Annotated in this window: 26 protein-coding genes and 4 tRNA genes; 15 read left to right on the top strand and 15 right to left on the bottom strand. The window is 66.6% G+C overall.

The features are described 5' to 3' along the window. Positions 1-4: 4 nt before the first annotated feature. Both LOK44_RS23045 and LOK44_RS23040 read right to left on the bottom strand, forming a co-directional pair. On the bottom strand, positions 5-1,573 hold the full coding sequence (locus tag LOK44_RS23045) for an alpha/beta hydrolase (protein WP_237572419.1): 1,569 nt from the start codon (positions 1,571-1,573) through the stop codon (positions 5-7). A 55-nt stretch (positions 1,574-1,628) separates the two neighbouring features. Further along, positions 1,629-2,414 (bottom strand): pyrimidine reductase family protein, encoded by a 786-nt coding sequence (locus LOK44_RS23040; protein WP_237572418.1) that lies wholly within the window; start codon positions 2,412-2,414, stop codon positions 1,629-1,631. Between the two features lie 34 nt (positions 2,415-2,448). On the opposite strand from LOK44_RS23040, the gene zapE reads away from it, so the two are divergent. Further along, a complete protein-coding gene (zapE, locus tag LOK44_RS23035) occupies positions 2,449-3,510 on the top strand; it encodes a cell division protein ZapE (protein ID WP_237572417.1) in 1,062 nt (353 codons plus the stop codon). Between the two features lie 7 nt (positions 3,511-3,517). Here the strand turns inward: zapE and LOK44_RS23030 are convergent, their stop codons facing one another. From LOK44_RS23030 to LOK44_RS23010, 5 genes are all read right to left on the bottom strand, one after another. Then, positions 3,518-4,048, bottom strand: a complete 531-nt coding sequence (locus LOK44_RS23030) for a GNAT family N-acetyltransferase (protein ID WP_237572416.1) — start codon at positions 4,046-4,048, stop codon at positions 3,518-3,520. Between the two features lie 5 nt (positions 4,049-4,053). Then, positions 4,054-4,632 (bottom strand): hypothetical protein, encoded by a 579-nt coding sequence (locus tag LOK44_RS23025; protein ID WP_237572415.1) that lies wholly within the window; start codon positions 4,630-4,632, stop codon positions 4,054-4,056. Between the two features lie 74 nt (positions 4,633-4,706). Beyond that, positions 4,707-5,129, bottom strand: a complete 423-nt coding sequence (locus LOK44_RS23020; protein WP_237572414.1) for a PPOX class F420-dependent oxidoreductase — start codon at positions 5,127-5,129, stop codon at positions 4,707-4,709. A gap of 39 nt (positions 5,130-5,168) precedes the next feature. Then, positions 5,169-5,894, bottom strand: a complete 726-nt coding sequence (locus LOK44_RS23015; RefSeq protein WP_237572413.1) for a Clp protease N-terminal domain-containing protein — start codon at positions 5,892-5,894, stop codon at positions 5,169-5,171. A 111-nt stretch (positions 5,895-6,005) separates the two neighbouring features. Further along, entirely contained in the window at positions 6,006-6,491 is a 486-nt protein-coding gene (locus tag LOK44_RS23010; protein WP_237572412.1) for an SRPBCC family protein, read from the bottom strand. A 137-nt stretch (positions 6,492-6,628) separates the two neighbouring features. Between LOK44_RS23010 and LOK44_RS23005 the strand changes: the two genes are divergently transcribed. Continuing rightward, complete coding sequence (locus LOK44_RS23005) at positions 6,629-6,937, top strand: DUF732 domain-containing protein (RefSeq protein ID WP_237572411.1); 309 nt, start codon at positions 6,629-6,631, stop codon at positions 6,935-6,937. Positions 6,938-6,947: 10 nt separating this feature from the next. Here LOK44_RS23005 and LOK44_RS23000 read toward each other — a convergent pair whose 3' ends face one another. Next, a complete protein-coding gene (locus tag LOK44_RS23000; RefSeq protein WP_237572410.1) occupies positions 6,948-7,157 on the bottom strand; it encodes a three-helix bundle dimerization domain-containing protein in 210 nt (69 codons plus the stop codon). 169 nt (positions 7,158-7,326) lie between these two features. Here LOK44_RS23000 and LOK44_RS22995 point away from each other — a divergent pair, with 169 nt between their 5' ends. Together LOK44_RS22995 and LOK44_RS22990 are read left to right on the top strand one after the other, a co-directional pair. Continuing rightward, positions 7,327-7,539: a hypothetical protein gene (locus LOK44_RS22995; RefSeq protein ID WP_237572409.1), complete on the top strand. Its 213-nt coding sequence runs from the start codon at positions 7,327-7,329 to the stop codon at positions 7,537-7,539. A gap of 132 nt (positions 7,540-7,671) precedes the next feature. Then, positions 7,672-7,881, top strand: a complete 210-nt coding sequence (locus LOK44_RS22990; RefSeq protein ID WP_237572408.1) for a ribosome modulation factor — start codon at positions 7,672-7,674, stop codon at positions 7,879-7,881. 1,018 nt (positions 7,882-8,899) lie between these two features. Here LOK44_RS22990 and LOK44_RS22985 read toward each other — a convergent pair. The 4 genes from LOK44_RS22985 to LOK44_RS22970 all read right to left on the bottom strand — a co-directional run bounded on the left by LOK44_RS22985 (position 8,900) and on the right by LOK44_RS22970 (position 9,633). Next, positions 8,900-9,073: a hypothetical protein gene (locus LOK44_RS22985; protein WP_237572407.1), complete on the bottom strand. Its 174-nt coding sequence runs from the start codon at positions 9,071-9,073 to the stop codon at positions 8,900-8,902. A gap of 296 nt (positions 9,074-9,369) precedes the next feature. Continuing rightward, positions 9,370-9,444 (bottom strand) — tRNA-Val (locus tag LOK44_RS22980). A gap of 17 nt (positions 9,445-9,461) precedes the next feature. Further along, positions 9,462-9,532, bottom strand: a tRNA-Cys gene (locus LOK44_RS22975). A 28-nt stretch (positions 9,533-9,560) separates the two neighbouring features. Further along, positions 9,561-9,633 (bottom strand) — tRNA-Gly (locus LOK44_RS22970). A gap of 285 nt (positions 9,634-9,918) precedes the next feature. Between LOK44_RS22970 and LOK44_RS22965 the strand changes: the two genes are divergently transcribed. From LOK44_RS22965 to LOK44_RS22950, 4 genes are all read left to right on the top strand, one after another. After that, complete coding sequence (locus tag LOK44_RS22965) at positions 9,919-10,350, top strand: CsbD family protein (protein ID WP_237572406.1); 432 nt, start codon at positions 9,919-9,921, stop codon at positions 10,348-10,350. Positions 10,351-10,406: 56 nt separating this feature from the next. Then, positions 10,407-10,580 (top strand): CsbD family protein, encoded by a 174-nt coding sequence (locus LOK44_RS22960; protein WP_163917946.1) that lies wholly within the window; start codon positions 10,407-10,409, stop codon positions 10,578-10,580. Between the two features lie 140 nt (positions 10,581-10,720). Then, positions 10,721-11,182 (top strand): Asp23/Gls24 family envelope stress response protein, encoded by a 462-nt coding sequence (locus LOK44_RS22955; RefSeq protein WP_237572405.1) that lies wholly within the window; start codon positions 10,721-10,723, stop codon positions 11,180-11,182. 164 nt (positions 11,183-11,346) lie between these two features. After that, a tRNA-Val gene (locus LOK44_RS22950) sits at positions 11,347-11,421 on the top strand. 64 nt (positions 11,422-11,485) lie between these two features. Here the strand turns inward: LOK44_RS22950 and LOK44_RS22945 are convergent. From LOK44_RS22945 to LOK44_RS22935, 3 genes are read right to left on the bottom strand one after another with little or no spacing between them, the layout of a single operon-like run. After that, positions 11,486-12,331 carry a universal stress protein gene (locus tag LOK44_RS22945; protein WP_237572404.1) on the bottom strand — a complete coding sequence of 282 codons (846 nt, stop codon included), beginning with the start codon at positions 12,329-12,331 and terminating at the stop codon, positions 11,486-11,488. 28 nt (positions 12,332-12,359) lie between these two features. Further along, complete coding sequence (locus tag LOK44_RS22940) at positions 12,360-13,244, bottom strand: 3-oxoacyl-[acyl-carrier-protein] synthase III C-terminal domain-containing protein (protein WP_237572403.1); 885 nt, start codon at positions 13,242-13,244, stop codon at positions 12,360-12,362. After that, a complete protein-coding gene (locus tag LOK44_RS22935; RefSeq protein ID WP_237572402.1) occupies positions 13,228-14,325 on the bottom strand; it encodes a 3-oxoacyl-ACP synthase III family protein in 1,098 nt (365 codons plus the stop codon). Before LOK44_RS22935 ends, LOK44_RS22940 begins: the two co-directional genes overlap by 17 nt. Positions 14,326-14,531: 206 nt before the next feature. Here LOK44_RS22935 and LOK44_RS22930 point away from each other — a divergent pair, with 206 nt between their 5' ends. The 7 genes from LOK44_RS22930 to LOK44_RS22900 are packed head-to-tail and all read left to right on the top strand — an operon-like array spanning position 14,532 to position 22,894. Beyond that, on the top strand, positions 14,532-16,454 hold the full coding sequence (locus LOK44_RS22930) for a propionyl-CoA synthetase (RefSeq protein WP_283817899.1): 1,923 nt from the start codon (positions 14,532-14,534) through the stop codon (positions 16,452-16,454). A 2-nt stretch (positions 16,455-16,456) separates the two neighbouring features. Further along, on the top strand, positions 16,457-17,821 hold the full coding sequence (locus LOK44_RS22925) for a wax ester/triacylglycerol synthase domain-containing protein (RefSeq protein WP_237572400.1): 1,365 nt from the start codon (positions 16,457-16,459) through the stop codon (positions 17,819-17,821). Next, entirely contained in the window at positions 17,822-19,639 is a 1,818-nt protein-coding gene (locus LOK44_RS22920) for an NAD(P)H-dependent oxidoreductase subunit E (RefSeq protein WP_237572399.1), read from the top strand. Next, complete coding sequence (locus tag LOK44_RS22915) at positions 19,636-20,352, top strand: 2Fe-2S iron-sulfur cluster-binding protein (RefSeq protein ID WP_237572398.1); 717 nt, start codon at positions 19,636-19,638, stop codon at positions 20,350-20,352. Before LOK44_RS22920 ends, LOK44_RS22915 begins: the two co-directional genes overlap by 4 nt. Continuing rightward, positions 20,349-20,966 (top strand): NADH-quinone oxidoreductase subunit B family protein, encoded by a 618-nt coding sequence (locus tag LOK44_RS22910; RefSeq protein WP_237572397.1) that lies wholly within the window; start codon positions 20,349-20,351, stop codon positions 20,964-20,966. Before LOK44_RS22915 ends, LOK44_RS22910 begins: the two co-directional genes overlap by 4 nt. A gap of 15 nt (positions 20,967-20,981) precedes the next feature. Continuing rightward, positions 20,982-22,451: a Ni/Fe hydrogenase subunit alpha gene (locus LOK44_RS22905; protein WP_237572396.1), complete on the top strand. Its 1,470-nt coding sequence runs from the start codon at positions 20,982-20,984 to the stop codon at positions 22,449-22,451. Continuing rightward, entirely contained in the window at positions 22,448-22,894 is a 447-nt protein-coding gene (locus LOK44_RS22900) for a hydrogenase maturation protease (RefSeq protein ID WP_237572395.1), read from the top strand. Before LOK44_RS22905 ends, LOK44_RS22900 begins: the two co-directional genes overlap by 4 nt. Positions 22,895-22,907 lie beyond the last annotated feature (13 nt).

The raw sequence follows: 22,907 nt of genomic DNA, 5'->3' as shown, positions 1-22,907 counted from the left end.
TCGGTCAGGCGGGGCAGTACGTGTCGGTCCCCGGCAGCTTGCCGCTGGACAGGTACGACAGCACCGGCGCGAGCGCACAGGGCGAGTTCATCGACGCCCCGTGGCCGATGCCCTGCCAGATCACGCGCCGGTTGGGGGCACCGGCGTTGATCACCGTGGCCGCGACCGCGGCCACGCCCTCGTTGCCCACGATCGGGTCGTTCTGCACGCCGAGGAGCAGGACCGGGACGCCCAGCCCCTTCGGTTCCTCCGGCGGCGTGCCGCTTGGCCAGTTGAGGCAGTCGACGAGGTTCAGCGCGCCGACCCGGCCGAACTGCGGGTAGAGCCGCGCCCATGCCACGACGAGTTCACGCACCCGGTCGGGGGTCGGCCGGTTCAACGCGTCGCTGCAGGAGTTGACGAACTGGCCGTCGGTGTTGCGCAACGATTCCGCGTCGGAGAGCAGCGCGGTGAGCCCCGCCGTATCGCCCGATCGCGCGGCCGCGAGTGTGCCCGCGAGCGCATTGGTCGTGCCCACCCGGTCGCCGGTGGGGAACGCCAGCGCCGTGGTGATCGCATCGGTGAGCGCGGACGCCGAGGCGCCTGCGGGCCCGCTGCCCTCGCGGGCGTCGGCCAGCATCGAGTCGATGGCGGCCTTGGGGTCGGGACCGAGCGGGCACGCAGCGGCGGTGCACTGGGCGGCGAAGGCGTCGAGCGCTGCCTGCTGGCCCTGGATCTTCTGTTCGGCCGCGGCCTCGGCGCCGATGCCCAGCGGCAGCGGCGAATCGAGGATGAGCCGCGACACCTTGTTGGGATGGGAGCCTGCGTAGGCCAGCGCGATCTGGGCGCCGTTGCCGATGCCGAGCAGCGCCAGCGACGGCACGTCCCAGGTGCTGCGCAGACGCTCGATGTCCTCGGCGGCGTGGGAGTTGTCATACGCCGAGTCGCCGGGCGCGATCGTGTCCGTGCAGCTCGTCGTGGCGGTCTGCACGATGGCACCGAGGTTGGCGACGGGATCGTTGCCGCCCTCGAACTGCGCCTGGTCGATCATCTCCTGGCGGTCGTAGAGGTCACGGCAGTCGAGTTCGCCCGACGTGCCGAGGCCGCGCCGGTCGACCGCGACGATCGGGTTGGTCTTGAGCACGTCGGTCCCGTTGCGCGACAGCCAGATCGGCAGCCCCACCGAGGAGGCCACGTCGGTACCGGTGGTCATCACCAGCGGACCTGCGTCCGACGGGGTGGCGACGGACTTGGCCTGCACGACGCCGATGCTCACCGTGCCCGTGGCGCCGTTGATCGAGTCGAGGTCGGCGTCGTACTCGGCGCACTCCAGGCTGACGCCTGCCGGCGCCGGAACCGCGGCCGCACCGAACAGTCTGCTGGTGCAGTCCCGCCACGACAGCTCGTTCTTGGGCGCCTCGACGGGCGGCGGGCCGGTCGGCGCCTGCGTCGACTGCGGCTCGCCCTGGGGGCGGGCGCCCGAGTCGGTCGCGTAGCGGGGATTGGCGGCGAGGATGGGCGCGCAACCGGCCAGCACGGCCGACGTGACGGTCGCGAGGCACATGGCCCGGAACAGCTGACGACGCCGACGCATGCTGACCACAGTAGCGATCGCCGGTGTCACTCCCGCCCGCCCGATCACGCGTCGGTCAGACGGCCTTGACGTAGCGGGAGTACAGGTAGCCCTCGGCGTCGGTGAGCAGGTGGCTGCGACGCATGCGCGTGTGGGCCTCGCCGGAGCCGGTGGCGATGCGGCGGGCGTTGCCGCCGACCAGGATCGGCGCGATCGTCACGCAGAGCTCGTCGAGCAGGTCGAGTTCGATGAACAGGCTCAGCAGCGACGGCCCGCCCTCGGTGAGCACCCTGCGCAGCCCGCGGCTTGCGAGGATCTCCAGCGCGCGGGCGGGGTCGACGCGGTCGCCATGACCGCCGGACGCGTCGACCACGTCTGCGGCGTCGCCGAACCGGTGTGCTGCCTCGGCGACGGTCTCTGTGCAGGTCAGGATCAGCGGCGGCACCTCGGAGCGGGTGAACAGCTTGGCGTCGTGTTCGAGGTCGGCGTGGTGGGTGACCACGGCGATCGGCGGCACCTCGCTCTGTCCGCGCGATTGACGCTCCTGGCGGGCCAGGGCCGACATCTGGGCGCCCGAGTAATTCTCGATGCGCACGGTCGACGCCCCGACGAGGATGACGTCGGCCTCGCGGCGCATGCGGTTGAAGATGGCGCGGTCGCCGGACCCCGCGAGGCCGCCGGAGGTGCCGTCGTCGGTCGCGGCGCCGTCGAGGCTGGCCAGCATGTTGGCGCGGACGTAGCAGCGCTCGAGGCCGTCCGGGTACGCGTAGAACGCCGCGAGGCGCTCGTCGTCGTCGGTGTCGAACGAGGCGCCCACGGGCCCCAGCTCTGTGAGCTCTGTCGCAGCGTCGGCCTCGGACACGGGGACAATTGCAACACGTCGATAGGGTGCCTGCATGCACGGGCCTTCACCTCACGACGACACGGCGCCCTCCGGGGCCGTGGCCCACCTGACCGATCGCCATCCGAGCGTGACCCCGGAACGGCTGATCGCCGGGCTGGTGCCGCCGCCGACGTTCGCCGACGTCTCGTTCGACACCTACCGGCCCGACCCGGGGGAGCCGTCGCAGGCCGCGGCGGTGCAGTCGTGCATCGAGTTCTGTGATTCCGCGGTGGCGCGCCGGGCTGGCAAGAAGAAGCTGTTCGGCAAGCGCGAGGTGCTGCCGGGGGTGGGGGTGTACCTCGACGGCGGGTTCGGCGTGGGCAAGACCCACCTGCTCGCGTCGAGCTACTACCGCCTCGCCGCAGCCCAGGATGCCCCGGCGGCGTTTGCGACGTTCGGTGAATTGACCCAGCTGGCAGGTGTTTTCGGCTTCGTCGAGTGCATCGAGCTGCTCTCGGGCTACGTCGTTGTGTGCATCGACGAGTTCGAGCTCGACGACCCGGGGAACACGACGCTGATCTCGCGGCTGTTGTCGGCTCTGGTGGAGCGGGGCGTGTCGATCGCAGCGACGTCCAACACGTTGCCGGAGCAGTTGGGCGAAGGCCGGTTCGCTGCGCAGGACTTCCTGCGGGAGATCAACACCCTGGCGAAGATGTTCACCACGGTGCGCATCGAGGGTCCGGACTACCGCCACCGCGACCTGCCGCCCGCCCCGCAGCCGCCGTCCGACGACGAGGTCCGGTCCCGGGCGGCCGGTGTGGAGGGTGCGACGCTCGACGACTTCGACGCGCTGTGCACCCACCTCGCCACGATGCATCCCTCCCGGTACCTCGCGCTGATCGAGGGGGTGACCGAGGTGTTCGTCACCGGTGTGCACCCGATCGACGATCAGAGCGTCGCGCTGCGTCTGGTGTCCCTGACCGACCGCCTCTACGACGCGGGCATTCCCGTGGTGGCGTCGGGGGCGAAGCTCGACACGGTGTTCAGCGAGGAGATGCTGGCGGGCGGGTTCCGCAAGAAGTACCTGCGCGCCACGTCGCGACTGTTGGCGCTCACCCACGCGGGGTCGCAGTGACGTCGTCTCAGAGCGGGCGTGCCATCACGTAGTCGCGCTCGACGCCTGCGCCCAAGCGGAACGTCTTGGTGCCGGTGATGAGGAACCCGTGCTTGGAGTAGAACTTCTGCGCGCGCCGGTTCTCCTGGTTCACGCCGAGCCACAATGACGCCGAGCCCATGTCGCGGGCTCGGTCGATCGCCGCGGTCATCAGGGCGTGCGCGACGCCACCGCCGTGCGCGTCGGGCGAGACGTACATCTTCGACAGTTCGACGGTGGGCCGCGCGGTCACGGCGCGCTGGACGTCGGCATCGTCGAGAACGCCGCGAATCAGCATGGCGTATCCGGTCACTCGGCCGTGCTCGCGGGCAACGAGGACGGCGCGGTCGGGATCGGCGAGGTAGTCGGCGAAGCGCTCGGGGGACAGGTGTTCGGCGACGAAGGCGGCGATGTTCTCCGCGGTGGCCGAGGGCGGGCACGCCAGGGGAAAGGTGCGTGCGGCGACGTCGGCGAGGTCGGTCAGGTCGTCGCGGGTGGCCTCGTCGACCCCGATGGGCATGGGGGTCAGGGAAGTGGCGCCTGCGGCAGGGGGGCAGGTGCGCCCGGCTGCCAGATGTTCCACTGGGCCAGGTGTGCGCCGGTCTTGGGGTCGAGTAGCACCACGTTGGTGACGAGGTCGCGGTAGACCTGCCAGTACACCGCGCCGTTGACCGTGGAGCCTGCGGGCGCATTCAGCAGGGCGTACTGCAGGGCGTCGGGGGCGTCGGTGTTCTTGGGCGCGTAGGCGTCTCCATACGGGGTGACGCCGTTGAACGCGAAGGCCAGCGACTGTACGAAGGGGCTTGGCGTCTGGATCGTGTGGACGGTGACGCCGGCGCGCCACGGGCCGCCTTCGTTGCGCCAGCGCGGCGAACCGGTCGGGATGTACCCGGGCGGGGGAGGCGTGGGGAGTACGTCGTGCACGGTGACGTCGGCGACGATCCCCTTGTACTCGACGCGCAGGGTCTCACCGAGATTGCCGATCGGCGTGACCTCGGCGGTTGCGGGTGGGGCCGCGACGATGCCGATGCTCGCCAGCATCGTCAACAGCACGGCGAACCACCGCCGGCGGGTCCGTTTGGCCGTGCCGGTCCCACTGCTCATCGCCCCACCACTCCCATCGTTTGCTGCCTCGCATGATGGCACACCGCGGGAGCGACGACGGCGGGTTCGGTCGGTCAGGACGCCCAGGGACCCATGCCGCTGACCTTGTCGATGCGGATGCGGGTCAACAGTCCGGCGGGGGCATCGGGCGGCGGGAAGTGCTCGCTGGATCCGAGAAGCGCCTCGGCCAGCTCGGTGAGCAGTTCGGGGGCGCCGCCCTCGACGATCCGCGCGGTGCCTTGAATCGACAGGTACTTGCGCTGCTGGCCGGGTTCAACGGGGGCGACGATCGTCAGCGCGACCCGCGGGTCACGGCGGACGTTGCGGGTCTTCTGGTACTCGGAGAGGTGCGCGCTGACGAGTTCGTCGCCGGTGGGAGTGGACTGCAGCGCCACCCACACCAGGGACACCTGGGGGCTGCCGTCGGGGTTGATGGTGACCAGCGTGGCGTCCGCGCCGTCACCGATGAGTGCGCGTGCCGATTCGACGAGTTTCATGCGTCTATCTACCGCAGTAGTGCGCCGGGTATTCCCACGTCACTGGGTGGCGTCGCCGGTGAACTGTCGAAGTAGTTCGGCGAGGCCGGTCTCGAAGCGCTCCCTGTCGACGCCGACGGCGTGCAGCGGACCTTCGGCGTTCTCGGCCTCCAGCAGTGCGAGGACGAGGTGCTCGGTGCCGATGTAGTTGTGTCCCAGGCGAAGTGCTTCGCGGAACGTCAGCTCGAGCACCTTCTTTGCGGGTCCGTTGAACGGGATCAGCTCGTGCCGCTCGCCCGTCGCGGGTGGGAGCGTGATGGCGGCGCGGATCCGTTCGGCGTCGATGCCCTGGCTGGCGAGTAGTCGCAGCGCCAGGGACTCCTCGTCGCCCAGCAGGCCGAGGATCAGATGCCCAGGGGTGATCTCCAGGTTCTCGGCGTCGCGGGCGGCGTTCTGCGCCTCGACGACGGCGGTGCGCGCACGGGGGGTGAACCGCGTGAAGCCCTCGTTCGGGTCGATGGGCGTGGTGTCGGCCTTCGGCACGAAGCGCTTCTGTGCTGCCTGCTTGGTCACGCCCATGCACTTGCCGATGTCGGTCCAGGAGGCGCCGGAGCGGCGGGCCTGATCGACGAAGTGGCCGATGAGGTGATCGGCCACCTCGCCGAGTGATTCGGCGGCGAGGACGGCGTCGGTCAGTTGCTCGAGGGGCTCGTCGTGGACTCCCTTGATGACGTTGATCAGGTCGTCGAGGCGGACGGGGTGGGTGATGTCGGGCTTGTCGGACATGCGTCAACGGTAGGTTGACGGCTAGATTTCGTCAACCCCGAGTTGACGCCTCCGAGCGATTCGTGCATCCGCAGGCGCGCTCACCGCGCCTCACCGTGCACGAATCCCAGGTCAGCCGCGGGGATACCCGCGTCGAACAGTGCGATCGAGGATTCCCAGCGTGCCGCGCAGCGCGGTCTCGGAGATGACGGGGAAGATGCCGGCATCGCGCCAGTGCTGGTCGATGTCGCTCCAGTCGTAGAACGACGTCACGAGGCTGCCGTCCGCGTTCTCCGGGTCTGGTTCGATGCGGTAGCCGTAGACGTGACCGATCTGCGGCTTGATCTGGCCGACGATGGTCCACGCAATGAGTTCGTCCTTGGCGTAGTCGGTGATCTGAACCGTCACGTCGTACTTGCCGAGCGGAAAGTCGTTCAGCGCTTCGCGATCCATGTGCACGACGAAGCTGTCACCGGCTGCCGTCACCGGGTCGCCGTCGGCGTCCTGCAGCATCCCGGTGGCGTCGATGGCGACGTGCCCCTGCGGGTCGCACAGCAGGGCGAAGACGTCGGTGGGGGAGGCGGCGATCGGGCGTTGGACTTCGATGCGGTCGGTCATCGCCCGATCGTGTCAGCAACCGAACGGTGCCGAGCACGATCGGCGGTGAAGAGATGGTGAATGGAGTCTTCTGATCTTGAGCGAAGCGGCTCCACCTGCGCGTATTCTTCGTTCAGTCAATTCACAGGAGGCGCGCCATGCGCAGAATATTCGTGTCGTCCATCGCCGCGGCCGGCGTCGCGTTGGCGACCATGCTGGCGGCGCCTGCGAATGCCGACGAGGCCGATGACGTCTTCCTCAGCGTGCTCGACGACGAAGGGATCGTCTACCCGTCGCCCGTCGACGCGGTGAAGGCGGGTCTGGCGGTGTGCGACATGCTGCTGGCCGGGAACTCGCTGATGGACGCCACCGAGGAGGTGGCCGCCGAGACGACATTGAGCCTCGAAGACAGCGGATTCTTCGTCGGCGCCGCCGCGGCGACGTACTGCCCGTCGGAATCGCCGTAGCGGGCGGGCGTCAGACGCCCTGAAGGCTCTGACCGCGCAGTTCGACCTTGGCGGCGCGCTCGACGAACAGTGGCACGAACTCGCGCAGCGGACGGCCGTCGAAGCGTGCATGAACGGTCTTCACGACGTCCGCGATGCGCGCCTGCGGAACGCCGGGGTAGGTGGCGGTGAGCCTGATGATGACCTGCTGAATCCGATGCTGTTCGCTGTCCCGTGCCACGGAATGAGCGTCGCAGTCCGCCATCGGCCGGTCAATCCGTCGTCACGTGACGTTCATCGCACGGAACGCACGCCGGAGCCCGACGGCGTAGATGACGCACATTTGACCAGCCAGTTAATTTTTGGTTCCTCGGTCAGCGCGAGGGATGCGATGGTCGTAACTTGGCGTGGTGTTGGCACCAGAATCTCCCGTAGTTGGCGTCTTCCGTGACTCGTTGCACCGCGCGCTGGCCAAGGGCGTACGCCCGCCGCACGCGCAGGGGTTGGGTGAGAAGACCTACTCGGCGCTCGAGGCCATTGCCCTCGAGCATCCAGACGCCACCGCCGACCACATCGCCGACGCCTTCGATGCGTTCGGCCGTGAACACCCGGACGCGGGCTAGGGTCGCTCCCGCCTCGTTCGCAACCCCGAACGGGTTCTACTAGAGGAACATTCGCGCCGCCACCATCGTTCGACTACGGGTCTTCGGGCGCGCATCCACCGCCTCGGATCGTTGTGCCTGCGTGCTGGGCAGGTGTCGAAGCGCGCGGAGTACGTCTACGCCCTCTACGAGGGCTCGTTGGCCGAGCCCGGTGACCACAACCCGTACGCCGGCCGGTCACTGGTGCTCGCGAAACTATGGATGCGCGGGTATCGCCGCGTGCTGCACGTCCGGATCCAGACGGGACAGGCCATGCACAGATACCTCGGTGCGCGTGATTGGGCGGCGCAGCCGCCCGAATGACGCCCAGGAGGGCCCGATCTGCGGTAGTGCTGGTGCGCGAAAGTGAATGAACTCAGGCACCCCGGCCGCGAAACCGTGTCCTTCGAAGGTGTTTGCAGAATCGTGGGATCGGTCGGGGCTGGGCATGAAGTAGTCGTTCGTGGGGCTCCCAGCGGTTGAGACCCCTCATGCCCAACCGCTGGGACCCCCAAGTCGTACACCGCGCACGCTTACGGCAACGTCAGTTCCTGTAAACGTCTTGGTTCTGAGGTGCAAGATCGTCGACGAACTGCTGTGATCGCTAAGTCGGTGCTCCGGTCGTACCGCTGCGCGCTGGTCCCCTCGGGGGGACCCCGCCGGAGTCCCCGGGCAGCGCTTCGATGGACGAGGTCGACACCACCTCAGTCAACGGTCGTCAGTTTCCGCTCGGCGATTGCGGCAACTGGTCACAGCGGCGACACCGAAAGCGTCCGACGTTGGTCGAGCAGTTTCGTTGGCCAGCGCGCACGAAGGCATCGGCCAGTTGTGCTCGCGGTACGTTCGACGCCTGTCGGCAACCAAGCGCAACGGGAAGTCACCGCTTTGCGGTTTACCGGTCCGTCCGCACCTCGCTGACCCCGGACTCGCTCTGCTTCGAACGAGACACGGGCAATCGCGTGCACCTCGTGGGCATCGAAATAGCCACCTTCCAGCGCGAGCTGCGACTCCTCTAGCAGTTGCATCGCTAGATCCTCTTGGGGTCATTTCCGCTGCGCCCCCCATCCGGGGTAGGGGCGTATCAGGGGCTGCGTGCGCCGTTTCCAGGGAAGCACGAACTACCCGAGGACCGGTTCGTTTTACGCAAGAACCATCCATGAAACGACCAAGGGTGGCCGTAGTACGAGCGCTTCACGACTTATCCTTCGCGCTTGATCGTGATGTGCGTACGGTGCGTGCCAGGTTTCGCGGACATCCCCTCGGCTGCCGCGGCGCTTAGGCCTCGCCAGCGGACATCCCCCCGACGTTGGCGAGGCCGCCCGCGTATCGCTGTCTGTTGGGGTCAGGCGCCTTCGAGCAGTTCCGGCAGTTGGTGTTCGTCGCATTCGTCCAACCAGCAACTAGGGCCGATGCGGCGATCTTCGGGGTATCCCCACGCCTTGAGCTGAGTGATGTGGAAGGACATCATGTGGCCGCAATCGCAGTACTCGCCCGTGTATTGCTCGTAGGTGGCCACGGTCATGATCGTTGCGTCGACGACTCGACGGCGCCACTTGGCAGGGCCGATGTCAGAACTGTGTCATCCGACGATTAGAGGCCTCAATCCGATGACCTCGTTCAGAGGTCTGTCGAGGCTCGACGACGAAGCCAGGAGCTTCGGGCGTACATTGCCGCGATCCGAGAGTCCAGGAGCACGCCCATCCGTCTTGAGGTGCCGCGCCTCGCCCGAGAGGATGCGCTGTAATTGCCCTGAACCGAGTTCACGTGCAATTCATTCGTCCTGCACTTCGCGGCGTTGCCGCGGGTGAAGCATGGTGCGCGATACTGGGATTGAACCAGTGACCTCTTCCGTGTCAGGGAAGCGCTCTCCCGCTGAGCTAATCGCGCCGGGGGTCATTCTTCGGAGGTGGAGACGGGAATCGAACCCGTGTGCACGGCTTTGCAGGCCGTTGCCTCACCACTCGGCCACTCCACCGCTGGGCTTGATACCACTTCGTACTCCGAGCGGACGACGGGATTCGAACCCGCGACCCCAACCTTGGCAAGGTTGTGCGCTACCAACTGCGCCACGTCCGCACGCTACGTCCGAGATCGTCGCACGTTGCGAAGGACGACAATAGTCGACTCGATCGAGCGGGCACAAATCCCCTAGACGAACGGCCGTCGCGGCAGGTCAGGACACCACCCGACAGTCGCGGACGAGTCACGTCGGCCGAGCGGGTTCGCCCCTCTGTGAGCGGGCTCACCAAGATCACCCGTTCGGTCTCACGGCCCCGTGCCGTCCTACCTACGACTCCTCGAAACCGAGAAGCACCGCACGCCGATCCGCGGCGCGCGACGAGTAGGAGGGACACCACCGTCATGGCGGATTTCGCAGACAAGGCCCAAGAGGTCGCAGGACGCGCCAAGCGCACCGCCGGGGACCTCACGGGCAACGACGATCTCGAAGCCGAAGGCGCCGCTGATCAAGCGGAGGCGAAGGTCAAGCAGGGGATCGACGCAGCGGCCGACAAGGCCACCGAGGTCAAGGAGTCGGTTGGCGAAGCCGCCGACGTTGCGCAGGAGAAGGTCTCGCACCTGGCGCACGAGACCGCCGATGCCGCCCGGCAGCTGCACCTCGACGACGCCGCCTCGGTGGCACGCGACAACCGCGTGATCGTCGCAGCGATCGTCGCAGCCGCAATCGCCGCACTGCTCCTGGCTCGTCGCGCTCGCTCCCAGGCAACGCGCAGCCGGGGATCGAAGGTCACGCGGTCTGCGCTGGCCGGCGTGAGCCACGCGCTCACCCGCTAAGGAACTTCCTCCGAAACCGCTCGGAGGCAGAGGGATACACAACGAAAGGGAATCTCATGGGAATCGTTGACAAGGCCAAGAACGCTGCCGAGGACGCCATCGGAAAGGCCAAGGAGGTCGTCGGCGACGTCACCAACAACGACGAGCTGGCCGCTGAGGGCAAGAAGGACCAGGGCGTGTCCGGCGTGAAGAAGGTCGGCGAGAACATCAAGGACACCTTCAACAAGTAGGCGTCCACCGCGAACCGTGCCGCCTCCGCGCGAAGCGGCACGGTTCGCACCACCGGCGTCACGAGATCGCTGCGCCGCAACCACTTCGGCAGGTCCCATTCGGGAACGTGCCACTCGACACCGAAGGAGATCGAAGAACGATGACTACCCAAACCACCACCGCAGCACCCGGCAAGAGCGTTGCCGCAGCGGCCGATTCAACACTCGTCAGCTCACAGGGCAAGACCACGATCGCCGACACGGTGGTCTCGAAGGTCGCAGGCATCGCCGCGCGCGAGGCGAGCGGCGTCTACGACCTCGGCGGCGGCGCGTCGCGCGTCGTCGGTGCACTGCGCGAACGCATTCCGGGTACGGGCACCAACCTGTCCCAGGGCGTCTCCGTCGAGGTGGGGGAGAAGCAGGCCGCGGTCGACATCGACGTGGTGGCCGAGTACGGCGTGTCCATCGCCGACCTCGCTGCAGGCCTGCGCCGCAACGTGATCGCGGCGATTCAGCGCATGACGGGATTGGAGGTGACGGAAGTAAACGTCACGGTCCACGACGTCCACCTGCCCAGTGACGACGGCGACGACGACACCGAGTCGGTCAGCCGGGTGCGGTGACGTTCACCCGCCGGTGACCGCGGCGCGGTGGGACCGCAACCCCGGACCTGGGCCAGCGGCCCACCGCGCGGGGGCGTCGTCCCCGTCGCGGATCCAGATTCCCGCGCCGAGGGGCCGCCGTGTTAATCTTTCTCGTCCATTCGATCACGGTCGATGGCGTCCCCGGTCTCGTAGCTCAGGGGGAGAGCGTCCGCCTCACACGCGGAAGGTCACTGGTTCGATCCCAGTCGGGACCACCACGAACCCGCAGCTCACAGCGGGTTCAAAGCGCGGGTGATGGCTGAAATCGTCACCTTGAGCCCCCTAGCGTTGTCGCGCCACGATGACCGGCACCCGCGAGAGCAGCACGACGGCCGCGCTGACCGAACCCAGCAACATCCCGGCGAAGCCGCCGCTACCGTGACTTCCGACGACGATGAGTTGAGCGGAACGCGATTGGTCGATGAGTCGACGGGCGGCGTCGTTGTCGCGCACTATCACGCGCCTCACCGGCACATCCGGATAGCGGTCGATCCAGGGGGCCAATTGCAGGGCCATCGACTCCTCCTCCTTGGCGTGCAGCGCGCGCCACCCCTTCCCTGAGAAGCTCACGGCCGAGTCGAATGGGCTGACGTCTTTCCAGGCACGCAAGGCCACCAACTCGACCTTGCGGTGGGAGGCTTCGTCGAACGCGATCGCGGCAGCGGATTGCGAAGCCGACGAGTCGTCGATTCCGACGACCACCGGTGCGGTGGAGTCGAGGTCCAATCCGATGCCGTCGTGAATCACGGCGACTGGGCAGTGAGCGTAATGAGTCAGGCCCGAACTCACGGAGCCCAGTCGCCGCCCCCGCAACGTGCCGGTGCCGAGGCACCCCACCACGACGAGCGTCGCGTTCTTCGACTGGTCGACGAGGGCGGAAACGGCATGCGCGATTGGCATTTCACGATGAACGCGTACCGATCCGCCTGGGCAGGCATCGGCGACGACCTGGCGCGCCTCGCTCAGTATTCGTTGTCCGTGCTCGCGGTGCCCGTGACAGACGTGCACCAGGGTCAACGGAAGATTCCTCATCTCGGCGTTGCGGGCAGCCCATCGCAGGGCGACCACCGAGCCCGGTGAACCATCGACGCCGACGACGATCCCCGGGCGTGTGCTGGTGTTCGACATCGTGTTCGTCCTTTGCTTGGGGGTCGTCTCAAGACCCGGCCGGAGGCATGGTGTACAGAGCGGCGCCTGCGGTGACGCCAGCCCCCGCGGCGATCAGCAGAACGCGCCCGCCGTCGGGTGTTCGCTGGGTCACGTCGCGGAGCGCGGCAGCCAAGGCTGCCGTGTGCATCCCCTCGTCGTCTGCGACGACTATTCGGGCCACCGGTACGCCGAGGTGTTCGGCCAGCGCGGTGTGGTAGCCGCGGCGGGCAGGCGCCGCCACTATGACGTCGACGTCGGCGACCTGGAGTGACGATGCGCGCAGGCATCGACGCGCGACCTCAGCGCCCGCCCTGGCGAACTGCTCGTCCATCGCGTCGGACCAGTGGAAGCGCAGCAGGTTGCGCGAGTCCTCGAATCCCACGGTGGCGCGGAAGGTTTCGCCGTCGTCGGGCACGTTGAACCAGTGCACGCGGCCGAGCCCGCAATCACCGTCGACCCACTCGCACGATAGTGCCGCACCGACCGGGGAGAACGGGAAGTGCTCGCTGAGTCCACGTCCGGGGTTCGCGTCGCTCGCAACCACCAGGGCGCATCCGATGGTATGAGATCGCAGAAAGCCGTCGACGATCTGCAAGGCCGTGAGAACTCCGCACGCTCCGTTGGCGACGTCGAAGGAGAAGGTGCCATGTCCGTTCCGGTGCGGAGCCTCGGGATTGGCACCGACGTCCTGCTGAATGAGCGCGGCAAGCGCGGGTTCTGCCAGGTTGCGGTCACGGTAGATGCCTGCATTGATGAGGAGGTCGACGGCATGGGGGTCTCGTCCGGCCCCGTGCAAACAGGTCTTCGCAGCGTCGACGGCGAGGTGCAGGGCGCTGTGTCGGTTGCGCCACCGCCCGGTGGTGACCTCGATGCGGTCAACGACCGTGCCCATAGCGGTTCACCAACTCCTCGTCGACGGTGAGGAGGACGACGCCGATTTCCAAGCCCGACGCCAGCGCGATCAGCGCGATGGTCTCTCCGGCACGGATCCGGCCGGCCTCGAGTTCTTCGACGAGTGCGACCGTGTGGGTCGTCGAGGCGGTGTTGCCGTAGCGGTCGACGGTGATCACGGCGTCGTTGCGCGGGCCCTCGCCGAATGAGTCGGCGAGTGCGGTCATGCCCTTGCGTATCGCTCGGGCAGACGTCTGGTGGGTGATCACGTGGTCGACGTCGCGCATCGAAATCCCTGCGGTGTCGAGGATCTCGTGCAAGAGATACGGCGTGTCGGCGATCGCTGCGCGCTGGATCCCCCGCGAGTCGGTGAACATCCGGGCCCCCGGGTCGTCACCCTTCGGGTACGCCAGACAGAGTCGGCTGTGGTCGGCGACGGTGGTGAAGCCCGCGAGGCTGATACCCATGGAACCGGACGGCGCCCGTTCCAGTAGGAGTGCGGCGCCCGCGTCGCCAAGGGTCAGGCACGCAAGTTCCTTGCTCAGAATGGTGCGGATGTGCCGAGCCGCATTCTGGCCGAGTTGCGAGATGTATTCGCCGCTGACCACCAGGCCTCTTTCGACGACGCCCTGGCGAATCCAATCGTTGAGCACCGTCACTCCGGTGAGCATGCCGGCGCAGGCGTTCGACAGGTCGAACGTCATGGCGTTCTCCGCCCCGATCGCACGTGCAACGGCGCTGCTCGTGGTCGGCTCCACCCATTGCGTCAGGCCGTCGCGGAACTTCGTGATGCTGCAGCTGATCACGACGTCGAGCGTCGCGCCGTTCTGCTGGGCCCTCTCGAGGCAGTCCACTGCCGCCGAAGTGGCGAGGGTGTAGGAGTCTTCCTCGCCGACCGACACGCGGCGTTCGTGGATTCCGGTGAGCCGTTCCAAGTCGATGTGCGTGTCATGCCGTGTGGTCGCCATCAACTCGTCAGTGCTCAAGCGTGTGGCGGGCAGATGCCGCCCGGCGGCGGCCAGCCTCGTTCCGAAGGGCGCCGGTGGACCGTCGCCCTCCATCACCAACCAGTGATCGCGCATCGGTGTCCTCCTTCGGCCTTCTTCAGGCTGTGTCGTGACGGGAGATCTCACCAGAGCATTTCGGCCCTACACCCCGGCCGGCGGAGCACCCGGGACCTTTGGCGCACGGGCTGGGCCCAATGACACCTTCGGTCCGACATCCGTCTGGCTACCGTCGGGAAGAGGCCTCGATCGCCGTGGCCGCTGCTCGTTCGACAAGGATCCAAATGCCCTACAGCGCGCAAGCGTCGGAACGTCCTCCTGTGTCGGGCGGGGCTGCCCGGTACGCCGAACTGTTCGAGTGGAGCCTCACCGACCCGCAGGCGTTCTGGGCCGAGGCGGCCCGCGACGTCAGCTGGATCCGAGAGCCTCGCACGGTTCTCGATGACTCGAACCCGCCGTACTACCGCTGGTTTCCCGACGCCCAGCTCAACACGTGCGTCAACGCGTTGGACCGCCACGTTGCGGCAGGCCGCGCCGATCAACCCGCGCTCATCTACGACTCGCCGGTGACCGGTTCGCAGCGCACCTACACCTATGCCGAGCTGCTGGACGAGACCGCGCGGTTCGCGGGAGTGCTACGTCGGCTGGGCGTAGCCAAGGGCGACCGCGTCGTGGTGTACATGCCCATGATTCCCGAGGCCGTCATCGCGATGCTCGCCTGCGCGCGGATAGGTGCGGTGCACAGCGTGGTGTTCGGTGGGTTCGCGCCGCACGAGCTGGCTTCCCGCATCGACGATGCCACGCCCGTGGTCGTCGTGTCGGCGTCGTGCGGCATCGAGTCGTCGCGCACCGTGGAGTACAAGCCCATGCTCGACGCTGCGCTCGACGCCGCCGAACATCGAGTCGGGGCCTGCGTGATCGTTGCGCGGGATCAGTTGCGCTGCAGCATGATCGAGAATCGCGACCATGACTGGCACGAACTGATGGCGACCGCGGAGCCCGCCGAACCGGTAGCGGTTGCAGCCACCGATCCGCTCTACGTGCTCTATACCTCGGGGACGACTGGCGCGCCCAAGGGCGTGGTCCGCGACAACGGTGGCCACGCGGTCGCCCTGATGTGGAGCATGCGGCACGTCTACGACGTGCGTCCTGGCGAGGTGTTCTGGGCAGCGTCCGACGTGGGTTGGGTCGTCGGGCATTCGTACATCGTCTACGGTCCGCTTCTGCTCGGCGCGACGACGGTGCTCTACGAGGGCAAACCGGTCGGCACCCCGGATCCTGGCGCATTCTGGCGAGTGGCCGCCGAGCACCGGGTGAAGGTCCTCTTCACGGCACCGACGGCGATCCGGGCAATTCGGAAGGAGGATCCCGACGGTACCCACATCCGTCGGCACGACTTGTCCGCGCTGAAGTATCTCTTCTTGGCCGGAGAGCGTCTGGACCCCGATACCTACCACTGGGCATCGCACCAGCTCGGCGTTCCAGTGGTCGATCACTGGTGGCAGACCGAGACCGGATGGCCGATCGCCGCCAACCCGATGGGCGTCGAGGCGCTGCCGTTCAAGGCGGGGTCGCCCACGGTGCCGATGCCGGGATATGACGTCCGCATCCTGCACCCTGACGGTGACCGCTGTGAACCCGGAGAGGAGGGCGTGGTCTGCCTGAAGTTGCCGCTGCCACCGGGCACGCTGCCGACCTTGTGGAACGACGATGCTCGCTACCAGGCGTCCTACCTCTGCGAGCATCCGGGCTACTACCTGACGGGCGACGGCGGCTATCTGGACGATGAGGGGTACCTCTTCGTGATGGGTCGGGTGGACGACGTGATCAACGTTGCGGGACACCGACTCTCCACTGGCGCGATCGAATCGGTCATCGCCGCACACCCAGCCGTGGCCGAGTGTGCGGTCATCGGCGTCGCCGACGAGATAAAGGGTCAGGTCCCGCGCGGATTCGTCGTGCTGAAGGCGGGCGCATCACCCGAGGGTCTGGCCGACGCCCTGATCAAGTCCGTGCGTGACGAGATCGGAGCGGTGGCCTGCTTCAAGCTGGTGGATGTCGTAGCGGCGCTGCCGAAGACGCGTTCGGGAAAGATCCTGCGCAAGACGATGCGCGGCATAGCCCATGGCAAGGACGAACCGATGCCTTCGACGATCGAAGATCCCGGCGTACTCCATGCATTGCGACCGATCTTGCGCCCGGACTAGACATGGCTGAATTCCTGCAGAACAGTGACGCATTCGTGTGGTCGATCGAAGGCGACCCTCGACTCCGGTCGACCATCGTCACGTTGGTGCTGCTCGACCGGACCCCGGACTGGTGCGAGGTCGTCAACCGCTTCGACCAACTCTCCCGACGCGTGCGCACCTTCCGGCAGCGCGTGGTGTCGTCGCCGCTGCCCACCATGCCACCCAGCTGGGAAGTGGATCCAGACTTCGACCTCTCGTATCACTTGCGGAGAGTCACCGCCCCCGCACCCGGCACAGTCGACACCGTCCTCGAAATGGCCCGTATCGCGGCGATGGCGGACTTCGACCGCTCCCGACCGCTGTGGGAGGTGACGATGGTCGACGGCCTGTCCGATGGCGGCGCGGCACTGTTGTGCAAGTTGCACCACGCCATCACCGACGGGGTCGGCGCCGTTGAACTCGGAAAGATCTTGTACGACCGTGCCGCGCCGTTCGAGAAGTGCGCGATCTCCGCAGCGCCGACAGCAGCCGCGCCGAGTTCTCTTGGCAGGTTGCGAGACGGTCTTCGTTACGAGTTCGGCCTCGTGGCCGGTGCGGGTTGGGGAGTGTGGAAGGCGGCGCAGGCCACTGCGGCAAGCGCAATTCGTCAACCCTTCGCGACCACGAAGGATGCCTACTCCACGGCTGCGTCGGTCTACCGCACCACCCGTCCGATCACCCGGCCGGGTTCGCCGATCATGGTCGGCCGCAGTCGAGGTCGCCGACTCGCGATGCACGACGTCCCCATGGAGGCGTTGCATCGGGCCGGCGTCGTTGCCGGGGGAACGTTGAACGATGCATTCCTCGCCGCGGTCGCGGGAGGTCTGCGTCGCTACCACCACGCACACGGCGTCGAGGTGGGCGACCTCACCGTGACGATGCCGATCAGCATCCGAACTGCGGCCGATCCCCTCGGGGGAAACCGGGCGACCCTCATGCGGTTCGCCGTGCCTGCCGCCGTCGACGACGCCGCGCAACGGATTCGCATGATCCACGAGCTAACCGACGAGGTCCGCCATGAAGAGTCACTGGCACACACACAGCTCATCGCCGGCGCTCTCAATCTGGCGCCGCGCTGGTACGTCAGTTCGGTCCTACGCAATGTCGACTTCGTGGCCAGCGACGTGCCCGGCATCCCAACACCAGTGTTCCTCGCCGGTGCGGCGGTACGGAGCCAGCACGCGTTCTCGCCGACGATCGGGGCGGCATTCAACATCACCTTGCTGTCTTATGTCGACACCTGCAGTATCGGCATCAACGCCGACACAGGGGCAATCCCGGACTTCGACGTATTCCTCGACTGCATCACTGCAGGCTTCGACGACGTCCTCGCATTGGCCGACTGAATGACTCCCCACGCCTCGATCGACGCCGTGCTCCGGCGCCACCGCTACGACGGAACACGGTTGATCGACATTCTCTGGGACGTCCAGCATCTGTACGGCCACATTCCCGCTGAGCATCTGCCGCAATTGGCGGCCGGGCTGAACACGACTCCACTGGACATCCTGGAGACGGCGTCGTTCTATCACTTCTTCCACACCGTGCCATCGGGGAAGCACCGGATCTATCTGAGTAACACGGTGATCGCCAAGATGAACGGCTACCAGGCGGTATTCGACGCGCTCGAGCGGGAGACATGCGTTCGCTTCGGGGACACCGGAGGCGCTGCGATGTTCGGCCTGTTCGAAACGCCGTGCATCGGGCTCAGCGATCAAGAACCGGCGATGCTCGTCGACGGCGTGGTGTTCACCCGCCTGACGCCCGGCGTCGTCGCAGACGTCGTCGCCCAGCTCAGGGCGGGAAGACCCGCCGCGGACATCGCCAATCCGGCTGGGCTAGCCGAGGATGGCGTCGCCTACGTCGACCACCTGGTGGAGTCCAACGTCCTCAGCCGGGGACCCGTGTTCTTCCACGGGCAGGCGGATCACGCGGCGTTGCTCAAACGGTGCCTCGGGATGACGCCCGAGGAGATCATCGGCACGATCACAGCGTCCGGTCTGCGTGGATACGGCGGCGCAGGCTTTTCCACCGGATCGAAGTGGCAGCTGTGCCGCGCCGCCCCGGGGAACGAGAAGTACGTCATCTGCAACGCCGACGAGGGTGAGCCCGGCACGTTCAAGGATCGCGCACTGTTGACCCGCTCGCCCAAGGACGTCTTCCTTGGCATGGTCATCGCCGCCCACGCGATCGGCAGTGAGCACGGAATCCTCTATCTGCGAGCCGAATACGTCTACCTGAAGCGCTATCTGGAGAGCCAGCTTCAGGAACTCCGTGCTGACGGGCTGCTCGGACACGGCATCGGTGGGGAGCGCGGCTTCGACTTCGACATCCGCATCCAGATGGGGGCAGGAGCCTACGTCTGCGGTGAAGAGTCCGCTCTGATCGAGTCCTGCGAGGGCAAGCGGGGCACGCCCCGGCTCAAGCCCCCGTACCCAGTCCAGCAGGGCTACCTGGGCCATCCCACCTGCGTCAACAACGTCGAAACCTTCGTTGCCGCAGCCCGTGTCATGGAAGAAGGCGCGCAATGGTTCAGGCGCATGGGGACGCCCGCATCGGCGGGCACCCGCCTGGTGAGTGTCGCCGGGGATTGCAGCCGGCCCGGCGTCTATGAGATCGAATGGGGCATCACAGTCGGCGAAGTACTGTCCATGGCCGGTGCCCACGACGCCCACGCCGTCCAGATCAGCGGCCCATCGGGGGAGTGTCTGTCGGTGCAGTCCGACGGTGCGCGCCGGATCGCCTACGAGGACGTCGCGTGCAATGGCGCCGTCACCGTCTTCGACACCACCCGTGACCTGCTCGACTGCGTGAGGGACTACACCCGGTTCTTCGCCGACGAGTCGTGCGGCATCTGTGTGCCATGCCGAGCCGGCACGGTCGATCTGCACGCCAAGGTCGAACTCGTCCTGGCAGGCAACGGGGTGCAGTGGGACCTCGACGACATGGCCCGGTTGGGTGCGCTGCTACAGGCGACCAGTCGATGCGGGCTTGGGGTCACCGCACCCAATCCGATTCTGAGCACGCTGGAGGCGTTCCCCGAGATCTATCGGCGGAGGTTGCGCACCCAGGAACACGCCCTGCTCGCCTCGTTCGACCCCGATGTCGCACTGGCCGGGCACGGGAAGGTTGTCACCGAATTGCAGACGGGTGCAACGACATGAGCATCTCGATCGAGATCGACGGGGTATCGGTGGCGGCAGAGGAGGGCGGAGTTCTGGTCGACGTCGCCGCGGACGCAGGTGTGTACATCCCGACCCTGTGCTACCTGCGTGGCAAGCCATGCCTCGGGACGTGCCGGGTGTGTTCGGTGAAGGTGGACGGCGCCGTGGTCGCGGCGTGTACGGTCCGCGTCCGCGGCGGCATGACGGTCGAGGTCGACGAGCCGGAGACGACTGACATGCGGAAGGCTCTGGTAGAGCTGCTGTTCGCCGAAGGCAACCACAACTGTCCGAGCTGTGAGAAGAGTGGTCGCTGCACACTTCAGGCGGTCGGGTACGAGGTGGACATGCTGGTGTCACGCTTCCCGTACCGGTTCCCGCAGCGTGAGCGAGACCATGCGTCGGAACGCATCTGGCTGGAGCGGGACCGCTGCATCTTCTGCCAACGCTGCGTGGACTTCGTCCGCGACGAGACCACGGGCGACAAGATCTTCAGCATCAGCCACCGCGGCAGCGAATCACGCATCGAAGTCGATACCGAACGCGCCGACGCCATGCCGATCGAACAGGTCCGCTACGCCGTCGAGATCTGCCCGGTCGGGGCCATCCTCGAGAAGCGGGTCGGTTACGACGTGCCGATCGGGCGCCGCAAGTACGAAGTGCACTCGGTCCGCGACCGTGCGCTCGACCAGACGAATGGATCGGGCGCACCGTGACCGACGAGGTGAGGTCGGACGAACTGCCCACGACGGCAGTGGATCCCGTGACGTCCTCCGGTCGCGACGGCAAGGTCAAGGTGGCGATGATCGGGCTGTGCGGCTGTTGGGGGTGCACACTGTCGTTTCTCGACATGGACGAGCGGATACTGCCGCTACTGACGGAGATCACCATCCTGCGGTCCTCGCTCACCGACATCAAGAGAATCACCGAACGGTGCGCGATCGGCTTCATCGAAGGCGGCGTGGCGAACGAGGACAACATCGAGACGCTGCGCCACTTCCGGGACAACTGCGACGTCCTGATCTCCGTCGGAGCATGCGCCGTCTGGGGCGGTGTCCCGGCGATGCGCAACGTGTTCGAGTTGAAGGACTGTCTTGCCGAGGCGTACGTCGACTCACCGACCGCCGTTGCGGGTGCCGCGCCCGTGATCCCCTTTCACCCGGACATCCCGCGACTCACCACCAAGGTCCACCCGTGCCACGAAGTGGTCGAGATGGACTACTTCATTCCCGGTTGTCCGCCGGACGCCGATGCCATCTTCGCGGTGCTCGACGATCTGATTCACGGCCGGCCCGTGGCGCTGCCCCGTTCGCTGAACCACTACGACTGATTCCGGAGGCGTCCTTTGAGTCAAAAGATCGTCATCGACCCCGTCACCCGCATCGAGGGGCACGGCAAGGTGACCGTCAACCTCGACGATGACGGCAACGTCGTCGACGCGAGGTTGCACGTCGTCGAATTTCGCGGATTCGAGAAGTTCATCCAAGGCCATCCCTTCTGGGAGGCACCGGTGCTGATGCAACGAATCTGCGGCATCTGCTTCGTCAGTCACCATCTGTGTGGCGCCAAGGTGCTCGACGACATGATCGGCGTCGGCGGGGAAGCTGGGACCGGATTGACGCGGACGGCCGAGAAGATTCGCCGTCTCGGCCATTACGCGCAGATGCTGCAATCCCATGTGACGGCGTACTTCTATCTGGTCGTCCCCGAGATGATGTTCGGGATGGATGCCGCGCCAGAGCAGCGCAACCTCGTCGGGCTCATCGAGGCCGATCCGGCGTTGATGCGACGGGTGATCATGCTGCGCAAGTGGGGGCAGGAGGTCATCAAGACGGTCTTCGGCAGGAGAATGCACGGCATCAGCTCGGTGCCAGGAGGCGTCGACAAGAACCTGAGCCGCGCGGAATGTGACCGACTCCTGAACGGGGAGGAGGGACTCCCGTCCATCGAAGAGGTTCTCGACTACGCACGGGACGGTCTCCGTCTATTCGAAGAGTTCCACGAGAAGAGCCGAAGTGCGGTGGACGGTTTCGCGAACGTTCCGGCGCTCAACATGTCTCTGGTCGACGTCGACGGCAACGTTGACTACTACCACGGCGTGCTGCGCATAGTCGACGAGAACAAGCGCATCGTCCGGGAATTCGACTACCACGACTATCTGGATCACTTCTCGGAGGCTGTCGAAGAGTGGAGTTACATGAAGTTCCCCTTCCTCAAGGCGCTCGGTAGAGAGCACGGCTCGGTCCGGGTGGGCCCACTCGCCCGCATGAACGTGACGAACTCACTGTCCACTCCATTGGCCCAGGAGGCCCTGGAGCGCTTCCACGCCTATACCGGCGGTGTGCCCAACAACATGACCTTGCATACCAATTGGGCTCGGACGATCGAGGTACTCCATGCCGCGGAGCTGATCGAGGAGTTGCTGCGCGATCCCGACCTGCAGAACGACGACCTGATCGCCGCACCAGCCCCCGGCGCCTGGGTCGGTGAGGGCGTCGGCGTCGTGGAGGCTCCCCGGGGGACGTTGCTGCACCACTACCGGGCCGGCGCCGACGGTGACATCACGTTCGCGAACCTCATCGTGGCCACGACGCAGAACAACGAGGTCCTGAACCGCACGGTGCGCGCGGTGGCGCAGGACTACCTGGTGGGGCACGGTGACATCACCGAAGCGATGATGAATGCGATCGAAGTCGGAATCCGAGCGTTCGACCCCTGCCTGAGCTGCGCGACGCACGCCCTCGGGCAGATGCCGTTGATCGTGACCATCCGCGATCCGGCGGGAAACGTGATCGAGGAACGCGTCAGATCGTGAACCTCGACGTGTTCGACGACGAGTCCTGCCTGATCTACGGCGTCGGCAATGTGGGCAGGCAGGATGACGGCCTGGGTTGGGCCTTCGTCGACTGGCTCGAGGCGCAGGGCCGCTGCCCCAGGGCGGAGATCCGGCGTAATTATCAACTCTTGCTGGAGGACTCGGAGCTGATCAGCACCAAACGACGGGTACTGTTCGTCGACGCCACCCAAGACGTTGCCGTCACGTCGTTCACGTTGTATCGCCCGGAGCCGAAGATGGACTTCACCTTTACGTCGCACGCCATCTCGGTCCCCGCCCTCATGGCGACCAGTCAGCAGTGCTTCGACCGTCTACCGGAGTCGCACGTCCTGGCGATCAGGGGGTTCGAGTTCGAACTCGAACTGGGGTTGACCGTCGCGGCGCAGCGCAACCTCGATGACGCGACGGCACGATTCTCGTAGCGCCAGCCGGACC

It is taken from the genome of Mycolicibacterium lacusdiani, assembly GCF_021916785.1.
GTDB classification, from domain to species: domain Bacteria; phylum Actinomycetota; class Actinomycetes; order Mycobacteriales; family Mycobacteriaceae; genus Mycobacterium; species Mycobacterium lacusdiani.
Note: the sequence above shows the minus strand (reverse complement) of the source record. Positions and strands in the feature narration are given on the sequence as shown.